Annotated in this window: 20 protein-coding genes, 2 rRNA genes and 1 pseudogene (1 of these 23 cut by a window edge); 7 read left to right on the top strand and 16 right to left on the bottom strand. The window is 67.3% G+C overall.

Annotation, left to right across the window (positions count from 1 at the left end):
* Positions 1–53: 53 nt before the first annotated feature.
* From rpoH to rhlB, 9 genes and pseudogenes are all read right to left on the bottom strand, one after another.
* Positions 54–932: an RNA polymerase sigma factor RpoH gene (rpoH, locus tag INQ40_RS00965; RefSeq protein ID WP_193985451.1), complete on the bottom strand. Its 879-nt coding sequence runs from the start codon at positions 930–932 to the stop codon at positions 54–56.
* A gap of 105 nt (positions 933–1,037) precedes the next feature.
* Complete coding sequence (gene ung, locus INQ40_RS00960) at positions 1,038–1,760, bottom strand: uracil-DNA glycosylase (RefSeq protein WP_194341028.1); 723 nt, start codon at positions 1,758–1,760, stop codon at positions 1,038–1,040.
* Positions 1,761–1,772: 12 nt separating this feature from the next.
* Positions 1,773–2,840, bottom strand: coding sequence for a hypothetical protein (locus INQ40_RS00955; protein ID WP_228482068.1), 1,068 nt, complete (start codon positions 2,838–2,840; stop codon positions 1,773–1,775).
* Positions 2,837–4,051 carry a tyrosine/phenylalanine carboxypeptidase domain-containing protein gene (locus tag INQ40_RS00950; protein ID WP_194341027.1) on the bottom strand — a complete coding sequence of 405 codons (1,215 nt, stop codon included), beginning with the start codon at positions 4,049–4,051 and terminating at the stop codon, positions 2,837–2,839. Before INQ40_RS00950 ends, INQ40_RS00955 begins: the two co-directional genes overlap by 4 nt.
* Positions 4,042–4,890, bottom strand: coding sequence for an N-formylglutamate amidohydrolase (locus tag INQ40_RS00945; protein ID WP_194341024.1), 849 nt, complete (start codon positions 4,888–4,890; stop codon positions 4,042–4,044). Before INQ40_RS00945 ends, INQ40_RS00950 begins: the two co-directional genes overlap by 10 nt.
* A gap of 63 nt (positions 4,891–4,953) precedes the next feature.
* Positions 4,954–5,796: a response regulator gene (locus tag INQ40_RS00940; RefSeq protein WP_194341022.1), complete on the bottom strand. Its 843-nt coding sequence runs from the start codon at positions 5,794–5,796 to the stop codon at positions 4,954–4,956.
* The gene (gene ftsX / locus INQ40_RS00935; RefSeq protein ID WP_194341020.1) at positions 5,793–6,740 is read right to left on the bottom strand and encodes a permease-like cell division protein FtsX; all 948 of its coding nucleotides are present in this window, start codon (positions 6,738–6,740) and stop codon (positions 5,793–5,795) included. The genes INQ40_RS00940 and ftsX overlap by 4 nt, the downstream gene beginning before the upstream one ends.
* Positions 6,737–7,423: a cell division ATP-binding protein FtsE gene (ftsE, locus tag INQ40_RS00930; RefSeq protein ID WP_194034764.1), complete on the bottom strand. Its 687-nt coding sequence runs from the start codon at positions 7,421–7,423 to the stop codon at positions 6,737–6,739. Before ftsE ends, ftsX begins: the two co-directional genes overlap by 4 nt.
* Positions 7,424–7,801: 378 nt before the next feature.
* Positions 7,802–9,487, bottom strand: a pseudogene (rhlB, locus tag INQ40_RS00925) (ATP-dependent RNA helicase RhlB); the annotation flags it as partial.
* Between the two features lie 258 nt (positions 9,488–9,745).
* Here rhlB and trxA point away from each other — a divergent pair.
* A complete protein-coding gene (gene trxA / locus INQ40_RS00920) occupies positions 9,746–10,072 on the top strand; it encodes a thioredoxin (protein ID WP_193985436.1) in 327 nt (108 codons plus the stop codon).
* Positions 10,073–10,372: 300 nt separating this feature from the next.
* Positions 10,373–12,220 carry a transcription termination factor Rho gene (gene rho, locus INQ40_RS00915; RefSeq protein ID WP_194342339.1) on the top strand — a complete coding sequence of 616 codons (1,848 nt, stop codon included), beginning with the start codon at positions 10,373–10,375 and terminating at the stop codon, positions 12,218–12,220.
* 126 nt (positions 12,221–12,346) lie between these two features.
* Here the strand turns inward: rho and INQ40_RS00910 are convergent, their stop codons facing one another.
* The gene (locus tag INQ40_RS00910; RefSeq protein WP_194341016.1) at positions 12,347–13,162 is read right to left on the bottom strand and encodes a hypothetical protein; all 816 of its coding nucleotides are present in this window, start codon (positions 13,160–13,162) and stop codon (positions 12,347–12,349) included.
* A gap of 94 nt (positions 13,163–13,256) precedes the next feature.
* Between INQ40_RS00910 and INQ40_RS00905 the strand changes: the two genes are divergently transcribed.
* Positions 13,257–14,165 (top strand): hypothetical protein, encoded by a 909-nt coding sequence (locus tag INQ40_RS00905; protein WP_228482067.1) that lies wholly within the window; start codon positions 13,257–13,259, stop codon positions 14,163–14,165.
* Here INQ40_RS00905 and INQ40_RS00900 read toward each other — a convergent pair.
* Positions 14,153–15,511 carry an outer membrane protein transport protein gene (locus tag INQ40_RS00900; protein WP_194341012.1) on the bottom strand — a complete coding sequence of 453 codons (1,359 nt, stop codon included), beginning with the start codon at positions 15,509–15,511 and terminating at the stop codon, positions 14,153–14,155. The genes INQ40_RS00905 and INQ40_RS00900 overlap by 13 nt on opposite strands.
* A 231-nt stretch (positions 15,512–15,742) precedes the next feature.
* Between INQ40_RS00900 and INQ40_RS00895 the strand changes: the two genes are divergently transcribed.
* Positions 15,743–16,435: a rhomboid family intramembrane serine protease gene (locus tag INQ40_RS00895; RefSeq protein WP_193985429.1), complete on the top strand. Its 693-nt coding sequence runs from the start codon at positions 15,743–15,745 to the stop codon at positions 16,433–16,435.
* On the opposite strand, the gene INQ40_RS00890 is transcribed toward INQ40_RS00895, so the two are convergent.
* From INQ40_RS00890 to gpmI, 3 genes are all read right to left on the bottom strand, one after another.
* On the bottom strand, positions 16,429–17,811 hold the full coding sequence (locus tag INQ40_RS00890; protein WP_194342338.1) for a S41 family peptidase: 1,383 nt from the start codon (positions 17,809–17,811) through the stop codon (positions 16,429–16,431). The genes INQ40_RS00895 and INQ40_RS00890 overlap by 7 nt on opposite strands.
* 113 nt (positions 17,812–17,924) lie before the next feature.
* A complete protein-coding gene (locus INQ40_RS00885) occupies positions 17,925–19,175 on the bottom strand; it encodes a peptidoglycan DD-metalloendopeptidase family protein (RefSeq protein ID WP_194341003.1) in 1,251 nt (416 codons plus the stop codon).
* A complete protein-coding gene (gpmI, locus tag INQ40_RS00880; RefSeq protein WP_194341001.1) occupies positions 19,175–20,728 on the bottom strand; it encodes a 2,3-bisphosphoglycerate-independent phosphoglycerate mutase in 1,554 nt (517 codons plus the stop codon). The genes INQ40_RS00885 and gpmI overlap by 1 nt, the downstream gene beginning before the upstream one ends.
* Positions 20,729–20,904: 176 nt before the next feature.
* Here gpmI and INQ40_RS00875 point away from each other — a divergent pair, with 176 nt between their 5' ends.
* The 3 genes from INQ40_RS00875 to INQ40_RS00865 all read left to right on the top strand — a co-directional run bounded on the left by INQ40_RS00875 (position 20,905) and on the right by INQ40_RS00865 (position 23,971).
* Positions 20,905–21,591 (top strand): hypothetical protein, encoded by a 687-nt coding sequence (locus INQ40_RS00875; RefSeq protein WP_228482066.1) that lies wholly within the window; start codon positions 20,905–20,907, stop codon positions 21,589–21,591.
* Between the two features lie 91 nt (positions 21,592–21,682).
* Positions 21,683–23,395, top strand: a complete 1,713-nt coding sequence (locus INQ40_RS00870; protein WP_194340999.1) for a M28 family metallopeptidase — start codon at positions 21,683–21,685, stop codon at positions 23,393–23,395.
* 177 nt (positions 23,396–23,572) lie between these two features.
* Entirely contained in the window at positions 23,573–23,971 is a 399-nt protein-coding gene (locus INQ40_RS00865) for an MAPEG family protein (RefSeq protein WP_228482065.1), read from the top strand.
* A 130-nt stretch (positions 23,972–24,101) separates the two neighbouring features.
* On the opposite strand, the gene rrf is transcribed toward INQ40_RS00865, so the two are convergent.
* Together rrf and INQ40_RS00855 are read right to left on the bottom strand one after the other, a co-directional pair.
* Positions 24,102–24,216 (bottom strand): 5S ribosomal RNA (rrf, locus tag INQ40_RS00860).
* Positions 24,217–24,334: 118 nt separating this feature from the next.
* Positions 24,335–25,996: ribosomal RNA gene (locus tag INQ40_RS00855) — 23S ribosomal RNA — on the bottom strand; it runs 1,216 nt beyond the window's last position.

The raw sequence follows: 25,996 nt of genomic DNA, 5'->3' as shown, positions 1-25,996 counted from the left end.
CGAACGGCCCGGTTTCCCGGGCCGCGGCGGTGTCGCAGGCAGCTTGGCGGGTCTTACGCCGCGAACAGCACCCGCATCTTCTTCAGCGCGTTGGCCTCGATCTGGCGGATGCGCTCGGCGGATACGCCGTACTCGTTGGCCAGCTCCTGCAGCGTCACCTTGTTCTCGTTGCCGAGCCAGCGGCGGGCCACGATGTCGCGTGAGCGCTCGTCCAGCTTGGCCAGACCTTCGTGCAGCAGGCCGACCTGATGGTCTTCCACGCTCTCGCGCTCGTAGATCTGCGAGGGGTCCTCGTCATGGGTGCGCAGGTAGGCGACCGGGGACGGCGGTGCGCGATCGTCGTCATCGCCCTCGGGCGCATCGAAGCCGATGTCGCGACCGGACAGGCGCGACTCCATCTCCAGCACCTCGCGCTCGGACACGTTAAGGTCGTTGGCGACCACGCGGACCTCCTCGGCGTTCATCCAGCCCAGGCGCTTCTTGCTGCGACGCAGGTTGAAGAACAGCTTGCGCTGGGCCTTGGTGGTGGCGACCTTGACGATGCGCCAGTTCTTGAGGATGAACTCGTGCATCTCGGCACGGATCCAGTGCACGGCGAAGCTGACCAGGCGCACGCCCTGGTCGGGGTCGAAACGCTTGACCGCCTTCATCAGGCCGATGTTGCCTTCCTGGATCAGGTCGCCCAGCGGCAGTCCGTAACCGTTGTAGCCGCGGGCCACGTGCACCACGAAGCGCAGGTGCGAATGCACCAGCTCGCGGGCGGCGTTGAGGTCTTCCTCGGCGAGGAAGCGGCGTGCCAATGCCTGCTCGTCTTCCACGCTGAGCACCGGGATGCGGTAGACCGCCCCGATATAGGCATCAAGCGATCCCAGCGCGCTGGGAACCGGCAGGCTGTTGGGAATAAGTGCGTTGGCAGTGGTCATCTGGGTCATGGCGCCTATTTTAGCAGTTGCAAGGTAGGACAACTAAACCGCCGTTAAGTTCGCAGCGTCCTGCTGGCAGGACGGTCGCCCGGGGCCGGAACCACGGTTGTACGTTCAATCCGCCCGTCCTGATGCGGCCGCGGGCGCAATCGCCGGCAGCGACCAGTCGATCGGCGCCCCGCCGCGGCGGACCAGGTACTGGTTGGCCGCCGAGAAGTGGCCGCAACCTATGAATCCACGATGGGCCGACAGGGGCGAGGGATGCGGCGCGCGCAGGATCTTGTGCCGCTGACGATCGATGATCGCACCCTTCTTCTGCGCGTAGGCCCCCCAGAGCAGGAACACCAGGCCCTCGCGCTCGCGGTCCAGGGTTGCCACGACGTGATCGGTGAATCCTTCCCAGCCTCTGCCGACATGCGCCCCGGCGCTTGACTCCTCCACGCTCAACACCGCGTTGAGCAGCAGCACGCCGCGGTGCGCCCATGGCAACAGGCAACCGTGCGAAGGCGGCGCCACCCCGAGGTCACGCTCCAGCTCTTTGTAGACGTTGCGCAGCGAGGGCGGCACCGCCACGCCCGGGCGGACGGAGAAGCTCAAGCCGTGGGCCTGGCCGGGACCGTGGTACGGATCCTGGCCGAGGATGACCACGCGGACGTCGTCGAACGGCGTGGCCTCAAAGGCGGCGAACATCTCCCGCGCCGGCGGATGGACCCGTGCCCCCGCGCCCTGCCGCTCGCGCAGGAAGGCCGCCAGCGCCTGCATGTCCTCGCGCGACAGGTACTCGCCGACGCGCTCGCGCCACGAGGCCTCCAGCCGGATCGGATTGTCGTGTGCCATGCCTTGGGTGGGTTACATCATCGCCAGTTCGGTGTTGGTCAGGGTGCGCTTGTACTGGTCGCGCAGCCGCACCTTGCGTTCGAGATCCTCGATGATAAAGCCGCTGAAGTCCGCGCCGGTCAGTTCCTCAGCCATGTTGATGCCGCCGGGGGTGTCCACGTTCACTTCCATCATCTTGTCGCCGACGATGTCCAGGCCGGCCAGGTACATGCCGTCGCGCATCAGCTTGGGGCCGACGATCTCGGCCAGCCGCAGGGCATCGGCATCCGGCACGGCCATCTCGATCTTGCCGCCGGCACTGATGTTGCTGCGCGCGTCGCCGCTGTCGTTGAAGCGGCGGAAACAGGCGTAGTGGCCGTCAACCTGGAGCGGCCGGCCGTTGAGGGTCAGCAGGCGCAGGTCGCCGTCGACCGCCTTGGGCAGGTACTCCTGCACGATCGCGTAGCCGTCGCGGGTCACCGCGTCGATCATCTGGTTGAGGTTGCCGGCGCTCTCGGGCGTCACCACGAACACGCTCTGGCCACCTGAGCCCTGCAGCGGCTTGATCACCCCGTAACCGTCGTGGGCGGCGATGAAGGCCTTGATCTCGTCGGCGTCCAGGGTGATGCAGGTGACCGGGCGGACCTCTTCGGGAAAGTGCTGGAAATAGGTCTTGTTGGACGCATCGGTGAGGTGGGCCGGGTCGTTGAGCACGATCACGTGGCGCAAGGTGACCAGCTGGGCGAACAGCAGGCCGCTGTTGGGCGCCCATGGGCGGTCGTTCAGCTCCTCGGCCGGGTCGCTGCGCAGCAGCAGGACGTCCAGCTCCTCCACCGAGATGCGCTCGGTCTGCGCGTCCGGGCCCTGCAGGTCTGCCAGCAGGGCGTCGTCGTCCTCGTAGTGCTTGTGCTGCGGCACGTGGGCGATCGCGCGGATGGTGCCGTTGGCGTCGTAGATGAAATTGCCCAGACCGATCAGGGCGACCTCGTGGCCGCGGTTGATCGCGGTGCGGGCCAGGCGGATGGTCGTGTAGTTGTTCTGTTCGGTGGCCACGTCGTTGACCACGAAGCCGAGCTTGATCTGGTTGAGCGGGGGAGTCATGCGGCGGGTTCCTTCTGGAAAAGCTGGTTGACGGGAAGTTGTCGGCAACGCACCAGGCGCGCTTCGGCGTCCGGCCACGTGGTGTAACGGGGCAGCAGGTCCGGCGCGCACGCCCATCCCGCCTCGACCAGCTGGTCCAGCACCACACGGTGCGACAGGGCGAACTTGCCGATGAAAAGGGGCTCGAAGGCGCCGCCATCATGCAGGTAATCGAGCAGGTCGCGCAGCCCGCCCAGGTACACCGCGTCCTTGGTCAGGCCACCGCCACGCAGCGCACGCACGGCGACGTCGAAGGCGTCGTCGGTGGGCATGCCGTGGGTGTTGTGGAGCAGGTCGAAGATCGCCGGCACGCCTTCGCCGCGGATCGCCATGTCGGTGGCGACCACGCGCGCGGCGAGCACCCGCAGGCGCTCGGCGGGCAGGTAGCCGGCCAGGTATTCGGCCAGCACGCCCAGGCCTTCCTGCAGCGGATCGTACTGGGCCAGGCCGACCTCCAGCTGCTTCAGGGGCTGGCGATGGCCGTTGTGTCGGGTCACCACATGGGTGCCGATCTCGTGCTGGATCAGCGGCTGGATGCGCGCGCGCGGGATGCGCAAATTGCCGTCGATGTAGAACGTGCCGTGGGACACCATCATCAGCGAGTTGAGGTCGGTATCGACCACCACGTCGGCGTGGAAATCCGGCGACTGTTCGGCGTACCAGGCCAGCTCGTCCTCGACCGCCGCCATGACCTCGTCGATGCCGGCATCCGCCGGCAGGCCCTCGCCCAACTCCACCTCCTCGAGGATCTGGTTGGCCAGCTTCAGCAGCCGGGGTTCCACGCCGCCGAACAGGTCCAGGCTGGCGTTGATGAAGCCGTCGGTGCCGCGCAGGCGAACCAGTTCGATCTGGCGCTCCAGCTCGCGCTGTTTCTCCGCGAGCAGGCCCGACAGCAGCGGCGACTCGATCTCGTGCACCGGCAGCGCCTGCAGCCGGGCGCGCGCGGCGGCAAGGTCGGTTTCCAGATCGATGTACTGCAGCGGCGGGATCTGCGTACGCCCGCTGTCCTGGAAGGCCGCCCACAGCGCATCGTTGCCGATCGGCGACAACGCCAGCAGCCAGTCGACCTCGCCGTCCATGCGCGCCAGCGCGGCATCGACCCGGGCGGCGATCGGCGGCAGCGGCCGCATCGGGACCGGCTCGGGTCGCCTGGCCTCTGCGCTCACCGGCATGCCAGGAACTCCGGCCGCACCGCGGCGACGGCCTTGGCCAGGCCGCGGCGGCACTGCTCCAGCACGGCGATGTCGGCCAGGCCGGTCCACTCGTCCATGTAGTGCTTCTTGTATTCCGGCGAGATCGTGCAGACCCGTTCGCCCCAGGTGGCATACACCCATTCGGGGAAATGCCCGCCGGTGGGGAAGCGCACGTTCTCGCGCACGTCGGGTTCACGCCCGGCGATCGGGTGCCGCCGCAGCACGTCGGCGAAGCGTTCGGCCACGTGGCCCCAGCGGTCGGGGTCCAGGGTGGTCACGCCCAGCTCGATGTCGGGATTGCCGGCCTGCGGCGCGGGCGGCGCGTCGGCGCCATCGCGGCGGTGGTTGTAGCTGTGGATGTCGATCAGCAGCAGCGCATCCCAGCGCTCCAGCATGCGGTCGATCAGCTCGGTCACGGTCGCGTAGAAATCGTCGTGGCCGGCCAGCGAGCGTTGCATTTCGTGCTCGGGCAAAGGCGCATGCCAGACCTGCAGGCCCCAGGTATCGGCCGGATCCTTCGACACCGCCTTGTCGCGCGGACGGTTGAGGTCGACCTGGAAGCGCGAGGTGTCCACCCGGATGCGCACGTCGCCGACCGAGGTCAGCACGCCGGTGAGCGGGTCTTCTTCGCGCCGCCGCTCTTCGGCTCCCAGGGCCAGGTGCGGCTCCAGCGAGGGACGCATCGCATGGCCGTCATGGATCGCGGTGGCAATCACCGGGCCGTCGCCGATGAGGATGTCCCAGTCCGGGTGTGCTTGGTGGGTCGTCAGGCGTTCGCGCTGGACGAACTTTGGCGGTGCGGAATTGGCTTTCTGCATGCCGGAAATCTTTGCATCGCCGGCATGAGTCGATCGTGATTTCGCTGAACCACAGCCGAAGCTTCAGGCCAGTTTCGCCAGCCGCAACTGGAACAGGGTCTTGGTGATCAGCAGGCGCTCCTCGATGGGCTTGAGCACCAGGTCGTTCGCGCCGGCACGCAGCAGCGCGCTCTGGTTGTCGGCGTTTGCATCGCCGGTCATCACCAGCACCGGCAGCCGACGCTTGCCGTAGCCGAAGTCGTTGCGGATCCGGTCAAGCAGGTCGCTGCCCTCCAACTCGCCTTTCAGGTAGACGTCGGTCAGCACCAGGTTGGTGCCCGGATCGGCCTGGCCGCGGTGCGCCTCCAGATACTCCAGCGCCTCCTCGACCCCGGTGAAATGGGTGACTTCCAGCTGCTGGCGCTCAAGCATGCGCTTGGTCGCCAACGCGACCACGCGGCTGTCCTCGACGTAGAGGACGCGGGCGCCGGGCACCGGTTCGGGCTGCACGTAGCCGCGGATGAAAGTCGCCAGCGCGGCGTGGCCGAGCGACTTGTCGAAGTAGTCGGTGACGTCCTCGGTGAACTGGCGCGATTCCAGGTGCGACTGGGCGTCGCCGGACACCACGATCACCGGGACGTAGCTCTGCCCGGCGGCGTCGCGGACCGCGCGCGCCAGGTCGATGCCGTCGCCGTCGGGGAGCGCGAGCGAGGTAGTGACCAGGTCCACCGGACCTTCGGCCAGCGCCCGGGTCGCCTCGGCGATACCCGCGCACGGCACCACGCGGACATCGGGCAACTCGCGGCTCAGGACATCGCCGATCAGGCGGCGCACGACCCGGGAGCCGTCGACCACCATGACCCGCGGCGCGGTTCCCGCCATGTGCCGCAGCTTGTCCACATTGGCCGGGGCGCCTGTGACGCTCATGTGTCGGTCGGCCGGGTCTGGCGCAGGTAGTGACCGGTCACCAGCCACGCCCCCAGCCAGCCCAGGATCGCGGCGCAGACCAGCACCCCGCCTGCCTCGAGGGCGGTGAAGCCGCGCAGGGCGAAGTCGCTGCCGTAGCTGCGCGCCAGTTCCGCCAGAGGCGGGCGCAGGGCGGCGTCGGCGGCGGTCAGCATTGCCAAGGAGAACGCGCCGGCCAGCAATCCGTAGCCCAGCCCGAGGTAGAGGAATGGACGGCGGATGAAGCCATCGGTCGCGCCGAGCAGTTGCAGGATGCTGATCTCGCCGGTGCGCTGCTGGATGTCCAGCCGCACGGTGTTGCCGACCACCAGCAGCGCGCCCAGCCCGAGCATGGCCGCCAGCACCCACGCCAGCCGCCCGCCAAAGCGCAGCCAGCCGTCCAGCCGCTCGCGCCAGGCGGCGTCGTGCTGGACGAGGTCGGTCTGTGGCATCTGCGCCAGCGCCGAGGCCAGCGCGACTTCGTCGTGCGCCGGGGTGATCACCAGCAGGTGCGGCAGCGGGTTGGCGTCCAGTGCATCGATGGTCTCGCCGAGGCCGGGCACGCCACGCAGCTCCGTCAGGCCCTGATCGGGGCTGCGCCAGTCCACCGCCGCCACGTCGGCGCGCGAGCGCAGGGATTCGGCCAGCGCGCCGGCATCCGCCTCGCTGGTAGCGGTCTTGAGGAAAACGCTGATCTGCCGGGCTTCCTGCACATCGCCGGCGAAGCGTTCCACGTTGGACAGCGCCGACCACAGCCCCAGCGGCAGGGCGAGGGCCAGCGCCATCACGCCGATGGTCAGCGCGGTCGACCACGGCTTGCGCGCCATCCGGCCGAGGCTGGCCACCAGACTGTAGACGTGATGGTCAAACCAGGCGCCCGGGCCGCTGCGGCGTGCCGGTACGGGGGCGACGATCGGCGTACTCATTCGGCCAGGTCCTCCGGATCGATGTCGTCCACCAGCTGGCCCTGGTTGAGCACCAGCACGCGCTTGCGCATCCGCTTGACCAGGGCCAGGTCGTGACTGGCGACCAGCACGCTGGTGCCGCGCTCGGGCAGCGACTCGAACAGGGTCATGATTTCCGCCGACAGGGTCGGATCCAGGTTGCCCGTCGGCTCGTCGGCCACCAGCAGGGGCGGCTCGCCGACGATGGCACGCGCGATGCCGACACGCTGCTGCTCGCCCGCGGACAGTTGCGAGGGCAGCGCCTGCGCCCGGGCGCCCAGGCTCACGCGGTCGAGCACCGCGCGCACGCGCTTGACGATTTCCTGCCGGCGCAGGCCCTGCAGCAACAGCGGCAGGGCGACGTTGTCGGCGACACTGCGATCGGCCAGCAGCCGGTGGTCCTGGAAGACGACACCGACGCCGCGTCGATGCAGCGCGACCTTGCGTCCGCGCACGCGCTGCAGGTTGCGCTCGCCAAACAGCACCGTCCCGCGGGTGGGCCGCTCGGCCAGATGGATCAGTTTCAGCAGCGTGCTCTTGCCGGCGCCGGAGTGGCCGGTGAGGAACAGCATCTCGCCTGCGGCAACCTCGAAGCTGACATCCTCCAGCGCCTTGCGGCCGCCGTCGTAGTGCTTGCTGACATTGTCGAAGCGCAGAACGCTCATCGCGGCCCCATCCGGTTCATCGTTGGCAAGTATCGACGCCGCACCCCGCGATGGCCAGCGCCGTGCGGTGTCGGTGCCCGGAACTGCGCGCGCGTTCAAAACCACGCGCAAAACCACGCGCGCAGGCCGGTGATCAGCTGCCGATCAGGAGTCGCCGCCGACCAGCGACTTCAGGCGCTTGCCGATGCGACCCAGCAGGCCCGGCTTGGGCGCACTGCCTGCGGCGGCGCCCGGCCTCGGTGCAGCCTTGTTGGCCGGCACCTGGTGCAGCTTGCGCTCGCCGTTGGGCACTGCCAGCCTGGGCTGTGCCGGCGGGGCCGAGCCAGCCGGCCGGGCGGCAGTGGCAGCAGCGACGGATGGCTGCGATGGGTCTGATCGCTGCGAGGGTTGCGACTGCGCGCGCGGCGCCTTGGCCGGGCCGGTCGATCCTTGCGCCTGCTGGCCAGCCTCGCCGGGCTGCCCCTCGATCTTGCGGCCACCGCGACGCCGGCGACGCTTGCGCGGCGCGCGCGCCGGATCGCTGCCGGTGCCGGCACCCGCGTCGATGCCCGGCGCTGCCGCCACGCTGCTCGAAGCGGCGGTGACGGTCGCGGCCTGTGCCGGCACGGTGGAAGCGGCGGACGCGGCGTTGTCGCCAGCGGCTGGAGCCGGCGCCGCACCGCTGCCCTGCGGATGCTCCCTGCGCGGACGACGCGGCGTCGCCGGCCCGCCTTCGCGACGGCCGGTACTTCCGCGCCCTCCGCCCTCGCCGCTGCGGCTGCGACCGCCGCCACGACGCTCTTCCTCGGCCGCACGCGCCTCGCGCGCTTCCTTGAAGATCGCGCCGACGCTTTCCTCTTCTTCGCCGTCGACCTTCTCCCGCACCGGCCGCGGCAGCGGTATCAGCAGCTCGGGCTCGACCCGGGCGCTGGGGATCTTCTGTTCGATGTAGGCCTCGATATCCGGCAGGCCGATCGCGTAGCGCTCACAGGCGAAGCTGATCGCGTCGCCCTCCTCACCCAGCCGCGCGGTACGGCCGATGCGGTGGACGTAGTCCTCGGCGTCGAAGGGCAGGTCGTAGTTGTAGACGTACTTGATGCCGTCGATGTGCAGGCCACGCGCGGCCACGTCGGTGGCGACCAGGACTTCGAGCTGGCCCTTCTGGAACTTGGCCAGCAGCGACTCGCGCTTCTTCTGCGGCACGTCGCCCGACAGCACGCCGACCCGGTAGCCGCCCTTCTCCAGCGCACGCGCAACGCGCTCGACCCACACCTTGGTGTTGACGAACACCATCGTGCGCGCGCCTTCGCTGCGCGACAGCAGGCCCAGCAGCAGCGGGATCTTCTCCTCGTCGGCGGGGAAATACAGCAGCTGGCGGACCTGCGAGGCGGTGATGTATTCCGATTCCACCACCAGCTTTTCCGGCTCGTTCATGTGCTCATAGGCCAGCTCCAGCACGCGGTGGCTGAGCGTGGCCGAGAACAGCAGCGTCTGGCGCTCGGTGCAGGCCGGCATCCGCCGCAGCAGGAAGCGGATGTCCTTGATGAAGCCCAAGTCGAACATCCGGTCGGCCTCGTCCAGCACGCACACCTCGCAGGCGTGCAGGCTCACCACCTTGTGCTGCTTGACGTAGTCGATCAGCCGGCCCGGGGTGGCGATGATCACGTCCACGCCCTGCTGCAGCAGTTCGCGCTGCTTGTCGTAATCCACGCCGCCATAGACCAGGGCGAAGGTCAGTCCGACCTCGGGGCCCAGCTTGATGGCATCTTTGTGGATCTGGATCGCCAGCTCGCGGGTCGGCGCAAGGATCAGCGCGCGCGGATCGCCGGGCTTGCGGTCGGCCAGGGCCGGCTTGGTCAGCAGCCGGTTGATGGTCGCGACCAGGAACGCCAGGGTCTTGCCGGTGCCGGTCTGCGCCTGGCCGGCAACGTCGCCGCCCTTGAGCGCGACGGGCAGGCTCATCGCCTGGATCGGGGTGCAGCGGGTGAATCCGGCCAGCTCCAGCCCGGCCAGCAGGCGCGGATGCAGGTCGAAGGAGTCAAAGGTGATGTCGGTAAGTGGCTTGTCGCTCGGGCGGTCGGTCATAGGGGTCCGGGAGATCGCGCGCAGGGAGCTGCGCTTGCGTGGATGGCAGCTGGCTTGCAGACTGCCGGGGTCGGCCAGTTTCATCCCTGACCGCAGCGTGCGGGCTTGATAGCGCCCGCCAAACACCCCAGTTTAACGCATGCACGCGACAACAGCGTCGCGCACGCCGCGCTACGCTTGCCGGACGTGCTTCCATCACGCGCCATCGCCAGCCCGGCCGCCAACGCGCCGGCATCCCACCCCACCCAGGAGTCATCCGTGAGCGAGAAAACCATCCAGGTCGGCGACGCCGACTTCGAATCCGTCGTGCTGCAATCCACCGAGCCGGTCCTGGTCGACTTCTGGGCGGAGTGGTGCGGCCCGTGCAAGATGATCGCTCCGGCGCTGGACGAGTTGGCCGAGACCTATGCCGGCCGGGTCAAGATCGCCAAGATCAACGTCGACCACAACCAGGCCACCGCGCTCAAGTACCACGTGCGATCCATCCCGATGCTGCTGCTGTTCAAGGACGGCCAGATCCAGGAGACGCAGATCGGTGCGGTCGGCAAGGGACAGCTGGCGCAGATGATCGACAAGGCGCTCTGAGCGCCTTTTCGCGGGCGGGCTCCGCCAGGGGCTGCCCGCAGCTGAACCAATGAGCCGCGGCATTTGCGCGCAAGGCTTGCAGCCGGGCCCGTGGCAGTGCTAGTTTCGCAGGACCCGGTGCCTGAACGACCTCCGCCTGCCAGCCATAACGGCCTGCTGAAGTCGGTTCCCCGCCGCACCTGTTTACCGAATCCAACGTCCCTGACGCTTCGCCCGCCTTTCGCGGGCGCTCGCCGCTTAGCGAGGAATACCCGCTTGTCCGAAAACACCCCCGACGCCGGCGACATCGCCGAAAAGCGCGTGCGCAAGACGCGCGTGAGCAAAACCACGGCTGCCAAGGCCGATTCGCCGCAGAGCGAACTGCCGATGACGCCGGCCGCCAAGCCCGAGGTCGCGAAACCCGCACCTCCCGCCCCGGCCGCTCCCGCGTCCGCGCCGGCTGCACCGAAGGCCGACGCCGCGCCCGCCGCGCAGGCACCCAAACCGGCTCCCAAGCCTGCGGCGAAGCCGGAATCGGCAGCGGCTGGCGGCGACACCGCGCCGGCGAGCAAGCCCAGGGATTCGGCCCCCGCTGCGGCACCCGCGTCCGGCGGCGGCGATGCTGCCCGCCAGGATGGCGGCGACCAGCACGGCAAGGGCCAGGAGAACGGCGGTTCCGGCGGCGACGGCAACCCGCGTCCGCCCCGCGACGGCCAGCACCGTGACCAGGACGGCGGCCGCAGCAACAACCGCCGCGAACGGTTCCGCAGCAAGCGCGAGCGTGGCGGCGGCGGTGGTGGGGGTGGCGGTGGCCGCGGCGGCCCGCGCGACGGCCTGCCCAGCGATGACGGCGGCAACGAGCCGTTCATCCCGCGCTCCAACCCGCAGGTGCCCGAGGGCTTCCCGACCTATTCGCTGGGCGACCTCAAGCGCATGCCGGCGCACAAGCTGCTGGAAATCGCCGAGCAGCTGAACATCTCCGAAGGTGTCGCCCGCGCCCGCAAGCAGGACGTCATCTTCGCCGTGCTCAAGGTGCTCACCCGCCATGGCGAGGGCGTCGCCGCCGATGGTGTGCTGGAGATCCTGCCCGACGGGTTCGGTTTCCTGCGCGCCGCCGAAGCCTCCTACCTGGCCGGCCCGGACGATACCTACATCTCGCCCAGCCAGATCCGCCGCTTCAACCTGCGCACCGGCGACCACCTGTCGGGCCGGATCCGGTTCCCGAAGGACGGCGAGCGCTATTTCGCCCTCTCGATCGTGGATACGATCAACGGCGAGCCGCTGGAAGCGTCCAAGAACAAGGTCCTGTTCGAGAACCTGACGGCGCTGTTCCCGCGTCGCAAGTTCCATCTGGAGCGCGGCGACGGTTCCACCGAGGACATCACCGGCCGGATCCTCGACCTGATGGCGCCGCAGGGCAAGGGCCAGCGCGCCCTGATCGTCAGCCCGCCCAAGGCCGGCAAGACGATGATGATGCAGCAGATCGCCACCGCGATCAGCCACAACCATCCCGACGTGCACATGATCGTGCTGCTGATCGATGAGCGGCCCGAGGAAGTCACCGAGATGCAGCGCACCGTGCGCGGCGAGGTCATCTCCTCGACCTTCGACGAGCCGGCCGCGCGCCACGTGCAGGTCGCCGAGATGGTGATCGAGCGCGCCAAGCGCCTGGTCGAGCACAAGAAGGACGTGGTGATCCTGCTCGATTCCATCACCCGCCTCGCCCGTGCCTACAACAACGTCCTGCCCAGTTCGGGCAAGGTGCTGTCCGGCGGCGTCGACGCCAACGCGCTGCATCGCCCGAAGCGGTTCTTCGGCGCGGCCCGCAACGTCGAGGAAGGCGGCAGCCTGACCATCATCGCCACCGCGCTGGTCGATACCGGCAGCAAGATGGACGAGGTGATCTACGAGGAATTCAAGGGCACCGGCAACTCCGAGGTGCACCTGAGCCGCCGCATCGCCGAGAAGCGCGTGTACCCGGCGATCGACATCAACCGCTCCGGCACCCGCCGCGAGGATTACCTGATCGAGCCCGAGCTGCTGCAGAAGATCTGGATCCTGCGCAAGCTGCTGCACGGCATGGACGAGATCGGCGCCATGGAGTTCCTGCTGGACAAGATGAAGAGCTCCAAGTCCAACGACGAGTTCTTCTCCTCGATGAAGCGCTGATCCAGGCGCGTCGCGGATACAGAAACGCCCCGCATTGCGGGGCGTTTTTCATTGGACGCCGCGAGCAACCGGCGGTGGAGGCGCAGCTCCAGCACTCGCTCCTCCGATGCGCCCTCAGGCGCCCGTCTAGAGAAGACTTCCGACCACCTCGTCCCTCAACTTGAACCGGGACGCGAGCGATCGCACCTCGCCATCCTTGAGCTGATCTGCATCGTGGTCGGCGATAGGCGCCGCATCGAGCCAGGGAGCGCGGATCACCGGCCCCGGGATGTAACGGCGCCACTCGTTGGCTCCAGGTTCGGTCGTGCGCGCGGTGGATCCGTTCAAAAAGTACTCGACGGGCACCTTGATCGTAGTTCCGATGGCTGCCCCGGCAACGGTCTCGCTGATGTCGAACTTCCACTTCCTGGCAGCGGCAATGCTTGTCTTTGCAAACTCGTCGCGCCAACGGTCCGCCTGCGAGTCGGTGCCGGAATTCTGGCTCAGGCTGACTTGCTGGGCATGGACCTGTTGCACGCTGCCGTCGGCGTTCAGCTTCAACACCAGTACCGCCTTGGCTCCGATGCCGGCTTTCGCCAGCCCTTCCGGATATCGCGGGGGAGCCACATGGTGGCGGTCGCGGGTGGGCTCGCCAAACGACACCCCGCTCACGCGCAACTGGTAGTCCTCGCCCGGCGTCGGCAGCGCCTCAAGGGAAAGCCGCATCCGGGTTTTAGCAATCACCGGCTTGCCGTCCACCACGATGGGCTCGAAACGCCACTGGGCGATGTTGCGGCCCAGTGCATTTTCGATTGCCGCCGGCTGCCCCTTGTCCAGATGGTAGTCGGCGACCTGCCCATCGGGCCCAATCTCGATTGTCCCCGTCGCCTGCAGTTCGTAGACAGGCGCCGGCTTTTCCTTCGCCGCCACAGGACCGAGGCACATCATCGCGATCGCCAGCACTGCCGTTGGTATCCGCATATTCCTTTTCTCTTCCATGAAATCGGACGATCAGCCTAGCGCGCGGCCAGCTTGCCGGCAACGCGTCGGCAACTGCATGCTGACGCCTGGAAGTCCGAAGCATCGGCGCGAACGTCCCAAGGAGCAAGAGCATTTGACTATTCGATCAGGCCTGCGGCTGGGGCTGGCGCTCTTTCTCGCCGCCGCGGCATGTTCCGCAGCGCAGCCCAAACCCCGCGTACACGAGGTGCTGTTCGTCGGTAACAGCCTTACCTACTATGGCAACACCCCTGCTGTGTACGCAGCACTGAGCACGGCGAACGGTCACCCGGCGTCGAGCGACATGATCGTGGAGGGCGGCGCCACGTTGGCGCAGCGAGTCGCAGACGGCCAGGTGGAGCAGGCATTGCAGACTGGACGCTACGACACACTAGTGATCCAGGAACGAGGCGGCGACCTGCTGTGCTCGTTCGGCCGCGACTCCTGTGTCGAATCGCGTGAGGCAACGATGGCTTTGGCGGGCATCGCCAGAAAACACGGCGTCAGCGTCATCATGCTGGGCAGCTACCAGCCAAAGCCCGAGGTCTCAAAGCAGCTGGTTGCGGCGGAGACCGCGGCGAGCAAGGCGGCGGGAATGGGTTATGCCGAAGTATCCGAGACGCTGCGCGGGCTCATCGCAACGACGCCGGAACTGGAATGGTTCGCCACCGACGGCATGCATCCGGGACGCGATCTGACGCTTCTCAATGCGATGGTGCTCTACCAGACGCTGCATGGTGAGCTTCCGCGCGCTCGTCCCTTGGCAGTGGACGCGCCGATCTACGCCCAGGACAGTGGACTGGACGCCACCCTCAGAGCCGCCGATGCGCCACCGCCGCATGCGGATACACCGACCGGAACCGGATATCCCGCGACGGCGCTTTCCCTGATCCTGCACGTCCTGGCGAAAAAAAACCCCGCCGGAGCGGGGCTTTCTTCAGCAGATGGAATCGATCAGAACTTGTAGTTGATCGAGGCCGCCAGGATGTCGCCGCCGACGTCGTAGCTGCCGACCAGGGTGCTGGCGGTGGCCGATACGTTGTTGATGGTCGGATCCTTGGTGAAAAGGTGCGTGTAACCGACGTTGAACTCCATGCGCTCCGACGGGGTCCAGCCGATGCCCAGCGACAGCCACTTGCGGGTCACGTCCGGCACGCGCACGTCGCGGTGCGCGTCGCTGGTCGGGGTCTCGTCGTAGGCAACGCCGCCGCGCAGGGTGACGGTGTCGCTCATCCGGTACTCGGTGCCCAGCGAGATAAACGTGGTGTCGTCGTACTTGAACGCCAGGACGTTGTCGGCCTGGGCCGAATCGAACTGCAGGGTCACCGAGTCAAACGAGGTCTTCCACGCGGTGCGCGACACGTCGCCCATCACCGACCAGCGGTCGTTGACGTTGTGGGTGACGCTGAGCGTCGCCGATGCCGGCAGGGTCAGCTCGGCACGGCCCTTGGTGTCGACGTACTGGCCCGGGGCGTAGACCGACAGGAACGCGGCCGCGTTGGCAGGCACGGTGAAGTCCGCGTCGCCGCCGGTGATCTTGTGCTTGACCTTGGAGCGGTAGCTCAGGCCGATGTGGGTGTTCTCGCTCGGGCTGAACAGGCCACCGATGGTGTAACCCACCGCGTTGTTGTCGCCTTCGATGGTGACGAAGCCGTCGGCGTTGCCGGGCGCGAAGCCCGCCGCGCCGCCGCCCTGGGCGTAGATCGCGGTGCCGAAGTCGATCGCGTTGCTCAACTCGATGGTCAGGTGCTCAACGAACACGGAGGCTCCGAAGGAGAGGTAGGGGTTGACGTCGTAGGACGCCGACAGGCCCAAGTCGATGGCCTTCAGGTCGGTGGTGACGCCCTGGTAGCGGCCGACCCAGGTGCGGTCGTAGTCGGTCTTGAAGCCGAACGGCGCGGTCAGCGAGACACCGAAGTGCGCGCTCTCGCCCATCGGCATATGGAAATACGCCGCCGGGACGGGCGCGATCATGCCGGCGTCGCCGCCGTTGCCACCGGAAACCGGCATGCCGGTGCCCGGGCCGGTCGGGCCGACGTGGCGGCCGCTGCCTTCAAAATCCGCCGAGAAGCTGATCGCGCTCAGGTCGGCCTGGATCTGGCGGCCGTCCAGGTGGCGCATCGCGGCCGGGTTGGTTGCGACCACCGAGGCATCGCCGGGGGCGCTGGTGGAACCGGCAAACGCCCGGCCCAGTCCCTTGGCGCTGTTTTCCTTGAGCTGGAAGGCGGCGCCGTGGGCGTGCCCCATCGCCAGCGCTCCGGCGATGCCGATGACCAGTGCCGTCAGGCGGGTGATGCTGTGTGCATGCTGCATGGGAATTCTCTCTCCGGAACGGGTTTTCGCGCCTGCCTGGAGCACCGGCGGGGGCCGGTGTCCGGCACGCGCCGGGGTTGCCGCCATAGGGCGCCGCCCGCACTATAACGCGGCAATTAACGTTGCGCTAACAATGACGTACGTCACGGTATGCTGCGGCCGCCCAGCCAGGCCCGGCAAGGCTGCGCGCGGCGACCCGTATCATCGTGTTCCCCGGATCCGGTGCCCGACGTGTTCATTGCGATTCCCTCGCGCCAGAAGCCGCCACTGCGATGGGCAACGCCATTGCTGTTCGCCGCGCTGTGGCTGTGCTTCACCTGGGGTGCATTGCTGCCGGCGAGCGAGCAACACGCGCTGCTGCTGGAGTGGGGAGCACTTTCGGGCGGGCTGACCACGCCGATGGCCTGGCGCGATTCGTTGGCAGACGGAAATCTTCTGCGACTGGTGAGCGCGCTGTTCCTGCACGCCGACTGGGCCCATCTGCTGGGCAACCTGGTGTTCCTGCTCATCTTCGGCCTGCCTGCCGAACGGGCGATGGGACCGTGGCGATTCGTGCTGCTGTTCCTGCTGGGCGGGGCGGTGGCCAATCTGGCCGCGGTGCTGGCGATCTCCACGCCGGACCGGCTGATCATCGGTGCCAGCGGCGCGGTGTCGGCCCTGATCGGCGCCTACCTGGCGCTGTTTCCGGGCGCTCGCCTGGGCGTGGTGGTGCCGCTGGGCCTGTTCCTGCAGTTCGTCAAGATGCCCGCCCCGCTGCTGATCGGCGTGTGGGCGCTGTTGCAGGTGGTGTTTACCTACATAGGCCCGGCATTTGGCGCGGTCGCATGGTCCGCGCACGTGGCCGGGTTTGCCTTCGGCGGTGCGTTCGCCCTGATTGCGCGGGCCGGGATTGCCCGCCGCCTGCGCCGCCGACGCGGTTACTGAGCGGGGACTCTCGCGCCCTTGGTGTTCTCCACCGCCGGCTTCGACACCGACCCGGCGGGAAGTTTCTTCAGCTCCGCCAGCGCCAGGTCGATGTAGCTGTCGCCTTCCAGCACCTCGCCCTGCATCGCGTCATCGGCGCCACCGCCCTCGATGCCCAGATGGCCCGGCAGGCTGGCCTCCGTGTAACCCTTGCGGCCGCCATTGCCGGCGTCCGCGTCGGGCTTGAGCACGATGTCGGGCACGATGCCCAGCGCCTGGATGGATTTGCCGCTGGGCGTGTAGTAGCGGGCGGTGGTGAGCTTGACCGAGTCGCCGTTGTCCAGCGGCAGCAGGGTCTGTACCGAGCCCTTGCCGAAGGTCCGGCTGCCCATGACCAGCGCGCGGCCGTTGTCGGCCAGGGCACCGGCCAGTACCTCCGAAGCGCTGGCCGAGCCTGCATCCACCAGCACCACCACGGGGGCGCCGGCCAGGCGATCGCCCGGTGTGGCGCCGAACACCGCATCGCTGATCGCGATCCGGCCGCGGGTGCTGACGATGGTGCCCTGCTCGATCAGGGAGTCGGCGATCTGCACCGCGGCGGTGAGCAGCCCCCCGGGATTGCTGCGCAGGTCCAGCACCAGGCCGCGCAATTTGCCGCCGGCCTTCTGGGCGAGTTCGCCGAGCTGGCGCTCGAACTCGGCCGCCGTGTCGGCCTGGAACGCGCTCACGCGCACGTAGCCGTATCCCGGCTCCAGCATCCGCGTGCGCACGCTGGCAATCCGGATCGTCTGGCGCTGGACCTTGATGGTCAGCGGCTCGGTCTCGCCCTCACGGATGACGGTCAGCTCCAGGGTCGTGCCGGCCTCGCCGCGCAGGGACGTGGCGGCCTCATCGGAGGGCGTCAGCGGCGCGCCGTCCACGGCCACGATCAGGTCGCCGGACTTGAGGCCGGCGCGAGCGGCCGGCGTATCGTCGATCGGCGCGATCACCCGCAGGGTGCCGTCGGGCTGGCGCTGGATCTCCACACCGATCCCCTCGTAATTGCCACGCGACTGTTCATTGAAGTTCTCCGCCGCGTCGCCCTCCAGGTAGGCACTGTGCGGGTCCAGGTCCAGCAACAGGCCGCGGATGGCCGACTGCATCAGCGCGTGGTCGTCCACCGGCTCGACGTAGGCGGCCTTGATGGCCTTGTAGACCGCCACGTAGCGGCGGATCTCGTCCAGCGGCACCTTGGAATCGCTGCTCTGGTCGGTGCGCGCGTCCGCGGTGACGGACTGCTCCGCGGCCGGCGGAACCTGCTCGGGGACCGGATCCTGGGGCGCACCGGCCGGCGCCGCGACTGCGGGGTGCAACAGCGCCACGGCAATGGCAAGGACAAGCGGACTCAGGTGGCGCATGGACATGAACAAACTCCGGGGGCAGAGAGTTGGGCGCAGGCGGTGCGGCGCGCCGATGGACACCACGGTAGTCCGCCGCGCCCCAATTTTTCGTAAAGCGTGGCAGGCCGTGCTCAGCGCTTCAGCCAGACATCCGGGTTCACCGGATCGCCGTTGCGGCGCAGTTCGAAATACAACGCCGGCCGGCCGTGGCCACCCGAGGTGCCCACGGTGGACACCGGGTCGCCGCGACGCACCGCATCACCGGCGTCACGCAGCACCGCATCGTTGTGCGCGTACAGGCTCATGTAACCGTTGCCGTGATCGATGATGAGGATCAGGCCGAAGCCGCTCATCCATTCGGCATACACCACGGTGCCGTCCGCTACCGCCTGCACCGAGGTGCCGGCGTTGGCGCCGATCAGCATGCCCTGGCTGGGGCGGCCGTCGGGAAGCTTGCCGCCGTAGCCGGCGAGGAGGCTGCCGCTCAGCGGCCATCCCGCGCCGCCCACGCTGGGGCCGCTGGCGGCGGCGACCGGTCGCGTGGGCGCTCGCGGCGGTGCCGGTTGGCCGGCGCGTCTGGCCTGCTCGCGCGCTTCCCGGGCTTCGCGCTCGGCCTTCGCCGCGGCGGCCTTGCGCTGGGCCTCGGCGCGCGCGGCGGCCGCGCGCAGCTGCTTGAGCACCTGCTCCAGCCCCTGCACATCGCGGCCCAGCGCCTTTTCGCGGCTCTGGCGATCCTTGTACGTCTTGTCCAGGGTCGCGACCAGGGTGCCGCGATCCTTGCGCTCCTTTTCCAGCTCGGCGACCTGTTGCGCCTGTTGGGCGATCTGCGCGTCCAGCTCGGCGCGCCGCTGGACGATCTCGCGCTCCACCTCATCCAGCCCGGCCATTTGATCGCCCAGTTCCTTGATCCGGGCCGCACGGTCCGCCTGCAGGTAGCGGTGGTAGGCGAGCAGCCGGTTGGCATCGGCGACCCGGTCCTGGGCCAGCAGCACCTTCAGCGGCGCGGCGTCGCCCTGCGCGTACGCGGCGCGCAGCAGGCGGGCCAGTTCGTCCCTTCGGCCGGCCAGCTTCTCCTGCATGCCGGCGCGCCGTGTCTGCAGTTCTTCCATCCGCTGGTTGCTGGCCTGCAGCGCCTGGCGGGTTTCCACCAGGCGCCGGTTGGCAGCGGCGACCCGCTCATCGGCCTGACGCAGCTCGCGCGTCGCGGCGCCCCGCCGGGCTTCGACTTCCCGGCGTTCGCTGGCGACCGCCTTCAGCTCCTTCTTCGCCGATTGCAGCTTGCGCTCGGCATCGCCGCGGTCCTGCGCATGCGCCAGCGCCGGCAGCAGGCACAGCAGCGCCAATGCCAGTGCGAAGGTGGCGCTCGCGCACGCGTTGCGCATCAGTCCGCGCGCCCGTCCGTCAGCAGGCTGCGCCCGGTCATCTCCGCCGGCCGTGGCAGGCCCAGCAGGTCGAGCAGGGTCGGAGCGATGTCGCGCAGGGATCCGCCGGGGCGCAACCCCGCGGGTCGCGGTCCGACATACACCAGCGGAACCGGCCCGACGGTGTGCGAGGTGTGCGGTTGACCAGTGGCCGCGTCGCGCATCATCTCCACGTTGCCGTGATCGGCCGTCACCAGGAGTGCCCCGCCGACCTCGCGCACCGCCGCCACGATCGCACCGATCGCCACGTCCACCGCCTCCACCGCCTTGATCGCCGCCTCCAGGTTGCCGCTGTGGCCGACCATGTCCGGGTTGGCGATATTGCAGATGGCCACGTCGATCTCGCCGGAACGAATCGCGGCAACCAATTCGCGGGTCACCTCCGGGCAACTCATCTCCGGCTGCAGGTCGTAGGTGGCCACGTCCGGGCTGGGGATCAGGATGCGGCTTTCGCCCGGGTAGGGCGTCTCGCGGCCGCCGCTGAAGAAGAAGGTGACGTGCGCGTATTTCTCGGTCTCGGCGATCCGCAACTGGCGCAGGCCGTTATGGGCGAGCACCTCGCCCAGCGTGTTGTGCAGGTCCTCCGGCCCGAAGGCCACCTGCGCCGGCAGGGTGGCGTCGTACTCGGTCAGGCAGACGAAACGCGACAGCGCCGGCCGACGCGCCGGGAAGCCGTCGAAATCGGGGTCGACGAATGCCGCCGTGAGCTGGCGCGCGCGGTCGGCGCGGAAGTTCATGAACACCACCGCATCGCCGTCCACGATCGGCGACGGCGCGCCGATGACGGTCGGCTCGACAAATTCGTCGTTCTCGCCGCGCGCGTAGGCGGCGACGAGCGCCGCTTCGGCGTCGTCGGCATGCTGGGTCGCCTGACCTTCAACGATTGCGTCCCACGCCTTGCGCATGCGGTCCCAGCGGCGGTCGCGGTCCATCGCGTAGTAGCGGCCCGAGACCGTGGCGATGTGTGCATTGCCGGCGCGCTGGCAAGCGCTTTGCAGCCGGGAGAGACTCGGCGCGGCAGAGCGCGGCGGCATGTCGCGTCCGTCGAGGAAGGCGTGCACCGCGACCCGATCGACACCTTCGCGACGGGCCAAGTCGATCATGGCAAACAGGTGATCCTCGTGGCTGTGGACGCCGCCGGGCGAGAGCAGGCCCAGCAGGTGCAGCGTCGCCGCGTTGTCACGCGCCGCGGCGCAGGCGGCCAGCAGTTCGGCGTTCCGGAAAAAGCTGCCGTCCCCGATCGCCGCATCAATCCGGGTCAGGTCCTGGTACACGACCCGGCCGGCGCCCAGGTTCATGTGCCCGACCTCCGAGTTGCCCATCTGCCCGTCCGGCAGGCCGACATGCCGGCCCTCGGTATGGATCAGTGTGTGCGGACTGCTCGCCAGCAGCGCATGCCAGTGGGGCAGGTGCGCCTGGGCCAACGCATTGTCTTCGCGCTCCTCGCGGTGGCCCCAGCCATCCAGGATCAGCAGGACGACGGGACGGAGTGCATCGGGGGCGGTTACGGGCACGGGTTCGATCCGGTTACGATGGGCAGTACGCGATTGTAGCGAAGGGGCCGCGCCGCGATGGCCGACCCGACGCGGCGCTGGCGTTGGTTTGCAGTAGTGCCGTCCTGCGGGGCCGGTTTGCGGGCCCGCGGAACTCCGTCTTTTGCCAGAACCCACACACTTATCGGAAAGCCGCCATGCAATCTCGCCAGTTGATGATCCTCGTCTCCCTTGCCGCCGGCATCGCGATCGGCTGTGGATGGCCGCTTCCGGCGATCGCTGCACAGGACGACATCAGCAAGGTGACCGGCAGTGTCGATGTCGCGGCGGATGCGCGCGTCGGCGACGTCGACACGGTCAACGGCAGCATCGCGATCGATACCAATGCCCAGGCCGGTGCCGTGTCGACCGTCAACGGCAGCATCAAGCTCGCCGACGGGGTGCGCGCAGGCGAGCTTTCCACGGTCAACGGCTCCGTCCGCGCGGGTCGCAACGTCCGCACGGGGGAGGTCTCCACCGTCAACGGGCAGATCTTCATCGATCGCGGCAGCAACGTGGCCGGCGACCTGAGCACGGTCAACGGCGCGATCGGGCTGGTCGGCACGCGCGTCGAGGGCGACATCGAGATGGTCAACGGCGACCTCACGGTAGGTGCGAACTCGCATGTGCTCGGCGGGATCCACTACGACAAGCCGGGCTTCCAGTGGCTCAGCCTGGGCAAGAAGCTGCCGCGGGTCGTCGTCGGGCCGGCCGCGCAGGTGGACGGCGACATGGTGTTTGAGCGCGACGTGGACCTGTACGTGCACCAGAGCGCGCGCATCGGCAAGGTGACCGGCGCCACCGCGAAGACCTGGTCCGGAGACAAGGCACCGCCACAGGACTGATCGGCGCGGCCACCTCCGGCCTGATCGACGCGCCATTTTCGACCGGAACCGGGCTGATAGTATCGGGTGTCCCGACCGCCCCGGAGCTCGCATGTCCCGTATCCCCCTCCTGCCAGCGACGTCGCTGGTCGCCGCCGCGCTGGTCCTGGCGGCGTGCAACAAAGTCGAAAACACGCCAACTCCCGCCGCTGCGGAGCAAGCGGCCACCCAGTCGGATGCCGGCGCCATCTCGGCCGCCGACTTCGCCGAGCGCGTCAAGGTGTTGTCATCGGATGAATTCGGCGGCCGCGCGCCCGGCAGCGCCGGCGAGGAGAAGACCGTCGCCTGGCTGGAAGCGCAGTTCCGCGACCTGGGCCTGAAGCCCGGCAATGGCGAGAGCTACTTTCAGGAAGTGCCGATGGTGGAGACCACCGCCGACGAATCCACGAAACTGAAACTGAAGGTCGCCGGCAAACCGCGCGAGCTGGCGTTCGGCAGCGACATGGTGATCGGCACGCGCAGCGGCCAGACCCGGGTGGACATCAACGACAGCGACCTGGTGTTCGTCGGTTACGGCGTCAACGCGCCGGAGCTGGGCTGGAACGATTACGCCGGCGTCGACGTGAAGGGCAAGACCGTGGTCATGTTCATCAACGACCCCGGATTCCACACCGACGATCCGCAGCTGTTCGAAGGCAAGCGGATGACCTACTACGGCCGCTGGACCTACAAGTACGAGGAGGCCGCGCGGCAGGGTGCGTCGGCAGCGCTGATCATCCACGATACCGATGGCGCCTCCTATGGCTGGGACGTGGTCAAGAATTCGTGGTCGGGCGCGCAGTTCGACCTGGCACCCGCCGACGACCCCGAGCCGCGCCTGCCGGCGCAGGGCTGGATCACCGCGGATGTCGCGCGCAGCCTGTTGGCCGACACCGGCCACAACCTGGACGAGCTCTACACCGCGGCAAACAAGACGGGTTTCCAAGCCATCCCACTGGACGCATCGATGTCGGTGGACCTCACCAGCACGGTGACCAGGAAATCGTCGAAGAACGTCATGGCGCTGCTCCCCGGCAGCAGCCGGCCCGACGAGGCTATCGTCTACATGGCGCACTGGGACCACCTGGGTGATCACCGCGAAGCCGATACCGATCCGGCCGAGGACACCATCTACAACGGAGCGATCGACAACGCCACCGGCGTTGCCGGGATCCTGGGCATTGCCCAGGCATTCGTCGCCCAGACGCCGGCCCCGCGACGCTCCGTGTTGTTCCTGGCCGTCACGCTGGAAGAGTCCGGTCTGCTGGGCTCCAAGTACTACGTCGCCCATCCGAGCATTCCGCTGGACAAGACCGTGGCGGTGATCAACATCGACGCGATGTCGGTGGCAGGGCCCTCCCGCGACATGACGGTCGTAGGCAAGGGCAGTTCCGAGTTGGAGGACATCCTGGCCCGGCACGCCGAGGCCCAGGGCCGGACATTGAACGCCGAGGCGACGCCGGAGAGCGGCTTCTACTTCCGCTCCGATCACTTCAACTTCGCCAAGGCCGGCGTGCCTGCCCTGTATGCCAGCGGCGGAGACGATCTGGTTGATGGTGGTGTGGCAGCAGGCAAGGCCGCCGCCGAGGACTACGGCCGCAACCGCTACCACCAGCCCGCCGACGAGTTCGATCCGGACTGGAACCTCGAAGGCGTCGTCCAGGACCTCCAGGCGCTGTATGGCGTTGGGCGCGATCTGGCCGACAACGACCAATGGCCCAACTGGTACGAAGGCAACGCGTTCCGGGCTGCGCGCGATTCGCTGATGAAAACCCCAGCGCAGTAGACGCGTCGGTGGCCCCTCTCTGCGCCGAATACCCGACGCGTCATTGGCACCGTGGTCCGCCACGGTTGCCTTTATCCGCATCGACGGCACCCTTTCGGGTGCCGTCTTCGTTTGTGATCGTCAATAAGAAATCCGCGCTGTCTCCACAACCCTTCCCCCACGACTGAGGTGATCCTGATGACCCTGGCAACCGCTTACTGGTGCGTGCTCGCCGCCGCGCTGCTTCCCTACGTCTGGACGGTGGTTGCGAAACTGTCCGGAGGCGAGCGCTTCGACAACAAGGATCCGCGCGCCTGGCTGGCCCGTCAGAAAAGCCGCGGCACCGCTCGCGCGAACGCGGCTCAATTGAACGCCTTCGAAGCCTTCCCTGCATTTGCGGCCGCCGTAGTGCTTGCCCAACTGGCCGGCGTCGACCACGGCAGGATCGCCGTGCTCGCACTGGCGTTCGTCCTTGCCCGGCTGCTGCATGGCGTGTTCTACCTTGCCGACCGGGCGACGCCGCGCAGCATCGTCTGGTTCATCGGTCTGGCGTGCGTGATCACCCTGCTGGCACAGGCCGCCCTGGTGGTGGCGTAGCCCCCGCGCGCGTTCCGCACGAGTTCCGCCCGAGTTCCGCCCGAGTTCCGCCCGAATTTTGCGCACCGCCTGAGTTTCGCGCACAAAGAAAAACGCCGGACCCTTGTGGGATCCGGCGTTTGGTGTAAATGCCCAGCGATGACCTACTCTTGCATGGCTTAAGCCACACTACCATCGGCGCGTGTGCGTTTCACTTCCGAGTTCGGGATGGGATCGGGTGGTGCCACACAGCTATTGTCACTGGGCAAGGGGGTGAAGCAGCGCAGGGGTGCGCCAGCTTGCAGAGGGTGGGACGTAGCGAGTGGTTGTTCTGGTCTGGAATGTCGTCGACGCGTCGTCGAGTCCAAGGCCACTTGAGGTTATATGGTCAAGCCACACGGATCATTAGTACAGGTTAGCTCAATACATTGCTGCACTTACACACCCTGCCTATCAACCACCTGGTCTTGATGGTTCCTTCAGGGGAGTCAAGCTCCCGGGAGATCTCATCTTGAGGCGCGCTTCCCGCTTAGATGCTTTCAGCGGTTATCGCTTCCGAACATAGCTACCCGGCAATGCCACTGGCGTGACAACCGGAACACCAGAGGTTCGTCCACTCCGGTCCTCTCGTACTAGGAGCAGCCCCTCTCAAATCTCCAACGCCCATGGCAGATAGGGACCGAACTGTCTCACGACGTTCTGAACCCAGCTCGCGTACCACTTTAAATGGCGAACAGCCATACCCTTGGGACCGACTACAGCCCCAGGATGTGATGAGCCGACATCGAGGTGCCAAACACCGCCGTCGATATGAACTCTTGGGCGGTATCAGCCTGTTATCCCCGGAGTACCTTTTATCCGTTGAGCGATGGCCCTTCCATACAGAACCACCGGATCACTAAGTCCTAGTTTCCTACCTGCTTGATCCGTCGATCTTGCAGTCAAGCACGCTTATGCCTTTGCACACAGTGCGCGATGTCCGACCGCGCTGAGCGTACCTTCGAGCTCCTCCGTTACACTTTAGGAGGAGACCGCCCCAGTCAAACTACCCACCATACACGGTCCCCGATCCGGATAACGGACCTAGGTTAGAACGTCAAGCACGTCAGGGTGGTATTTCAAGGTTGGCTCCACCAGAACTAGCGTCCTGGTTTCACAGCCTCCCACCTATCCTACACAGACGAACTCAACGTTCAGTGTAAAGCTATAGTAAAGGTTCACGGGGTCTTTCCGTCTTGCCACGGGAACGCTGCATCTTCACAGCGATTTCAATTTCACTGAGTCTCGGGTGGAGACAGCGCCGCCATCGTTACGCCATTCGTGCAGGTCGGAACTTACCCGACAAGGAATTTCGCTACCTTAGGACCGTTATAGTTACGGCCGCCGTTTACTGGGGCTTCGATCAAGAGCTTCGCCTTGCGGCTGACCCCATCAATTAACCTTCCAGCACCGGGCAGGCGTCACACCCTATACGTCCACTTTCGTGTTTGCAGAGTGCTGTGTTTTTGATAAACAGTCGCAGCGGCCTGGTTACTGCGACCCCCGACAGCTATAGCTCGCATGAGCCACCATCAGGGGTGCACCTTCTCCCGAAGTTACGGTGCCATGTTGCCTAGTTCCTTCACCCGAGTTCTCTCAAGCGCCTGAGAATTCTCATCCTGCCCACCTGTGTCGGTTTACGGTACGGTCTGCGTAAGCTGAAGCTTAGGAGCTTTTCCTGGAAGCGTGGTATCGGTAACTTCGTCCTAATGGACTGGTCTCGCTGCTCGGCGTTGATGACCCCCCGGATTTGCCTAAGGGATCCGCCTACCTGCTTTCCCCGGGACAACCAACGCCCGGTATACCTAACCTTCTCCGTCCCTCCATCGCACTTACGCGAGGTGCAGGAATATTAACCTGCTTCCCATCGACTACGCATTTCTGCCTCGCCTTAGGGGCCGACTCACCCTGCGTTGATTAACATTGCGCAAGGAAACCTTGGGCTTTCGGCGTGCGGGTTTTTCACCCGCATTATCGTTACTCATGTCAGCATTCGCACTTCCGATA

The organism is Lysobacter sp. H21R4, from assembly GCF_015277535.1.
GTDB lineage: Bacteria > Pseudomonadota > Gammaproteobacteria > Xanthomonadales > Xanthomonadaceae > Novilysobacter > Novilysobacter ciconiae.
The sequence above is the reverse complement of the archived record's forward strand: the minus strand, read 5'-3'. Positions and strand labels throughout refer to the sequence as shown.

Excerpts from the sequence above, each read along its gene's own strand:
- rpoH (WP_193985451.1), bottom strand. The coding sequence starts at position 932 with ATGACCCAGATGACCACTGCCAACGCACTTATTCCCAACAGCCTGCCG.
- ung (WP_194341028.1), bottom strand. The coding sequence starts at position 1,760 with ATGGCACACGACAATCCGATCCGGCTGGAGGCCTCGTGGCGCGAGCGC.
- INQ40_RS00955 (WP_228482068.1), bottom strand. The coding sequence starts at position 2,840 with ATGACTCCCCCGCTCAACCAGATCAAGCTCGGCTTCGTGGTCAACGAC.
- INQ40_RS00950 (WP_194341027.1), bottom strand. The coding sequence starts at position 4,051 with ATGCCGGTGAGCGCAGAGGCCAGGCGACCCGAGCCGGTCCCGATGCGG.
- INQ40_RS00945 (WP_194341024.1), bottom strand. The coding sequence starts at position 4,890 with ATGCAGAAAGCCAATTCCGCACCGCCAAAGTTCGTCCAGCGCGAACGC.
- INQ40_RS00940 (WP_194341022.1), bottom strand. The coding sequence starts at position 5,796 with ATGAGCGTCACAGGCGCCCCGGCCAATGTGGACAAGCTGCGGCACATG.
- ftsX (WP_194341020.1), bottom strand. The coding sequence starts at position 6,740 with ATGAGTACGCCGATCGTCGCCCCCGTACCGGCACGCCGCAGCGGCCCG.
- ftsE (WP_194034764.1), bottom strand. The coding sequence starts at position 7,423 with ATGAGCGTTCTGCGCTTCGACAATGTCAGCAAGCACTACGACGGCGGC.
- INQ40_RS00905 (WP_228482067.1), top strand. The coding sequence starts at position 13,257 with ATGCTGACGCCTGGAAGTCCGAAGCATCGGCGCGAACGTCCCAAGGAG.
- INQ40_RS00900 (WP_194341012.1), bottom strand. The coding sequence starts at position 15,511 with ATGCAGCATGCACACAGCATCACCCGCCTGACGGCACTGGTCATCGGC.
- INQ40_RS00890 (WP_194342338.1), bottom strand. The coding sequence starts at position 17,811 with ATGCGCCACCTGAGTCCGCTTGTCCTTGCCATTGCCGTGGCGCTGTTG.
- INQ40_RS00885 (WP_194341003.1), bottom strand. The coding sequence starts at position 19,175 with ATGCGCAACGCGTGCGCGAGCGCCACCTTCGCACTGGCATTGGCGCTG.
- INQ40_RS00875 (WP_228482066.1), top strand. The coding sequence starts at position 20,905 with ATGCAATCTCGCCAGTTGATGATCCTCGTCTCCCTTGCCGCCGGCATC.
- INQ40_RS00870 (WP_194340999.1), top strand. The coding sequence starts at position 21,683 with ATGTCCCGTATCCCCCTCCTGCCAGCGACGTCGCTGGTCGCCGCCGCG.
- INQ40_RS00865 (WP_228482065.1), top strand. The coding sequence starts at position 23,573 with ATGACCCTGGCAACCGCTTACTGGTGCGTGCTCGCCGCCGCGCTGCTT.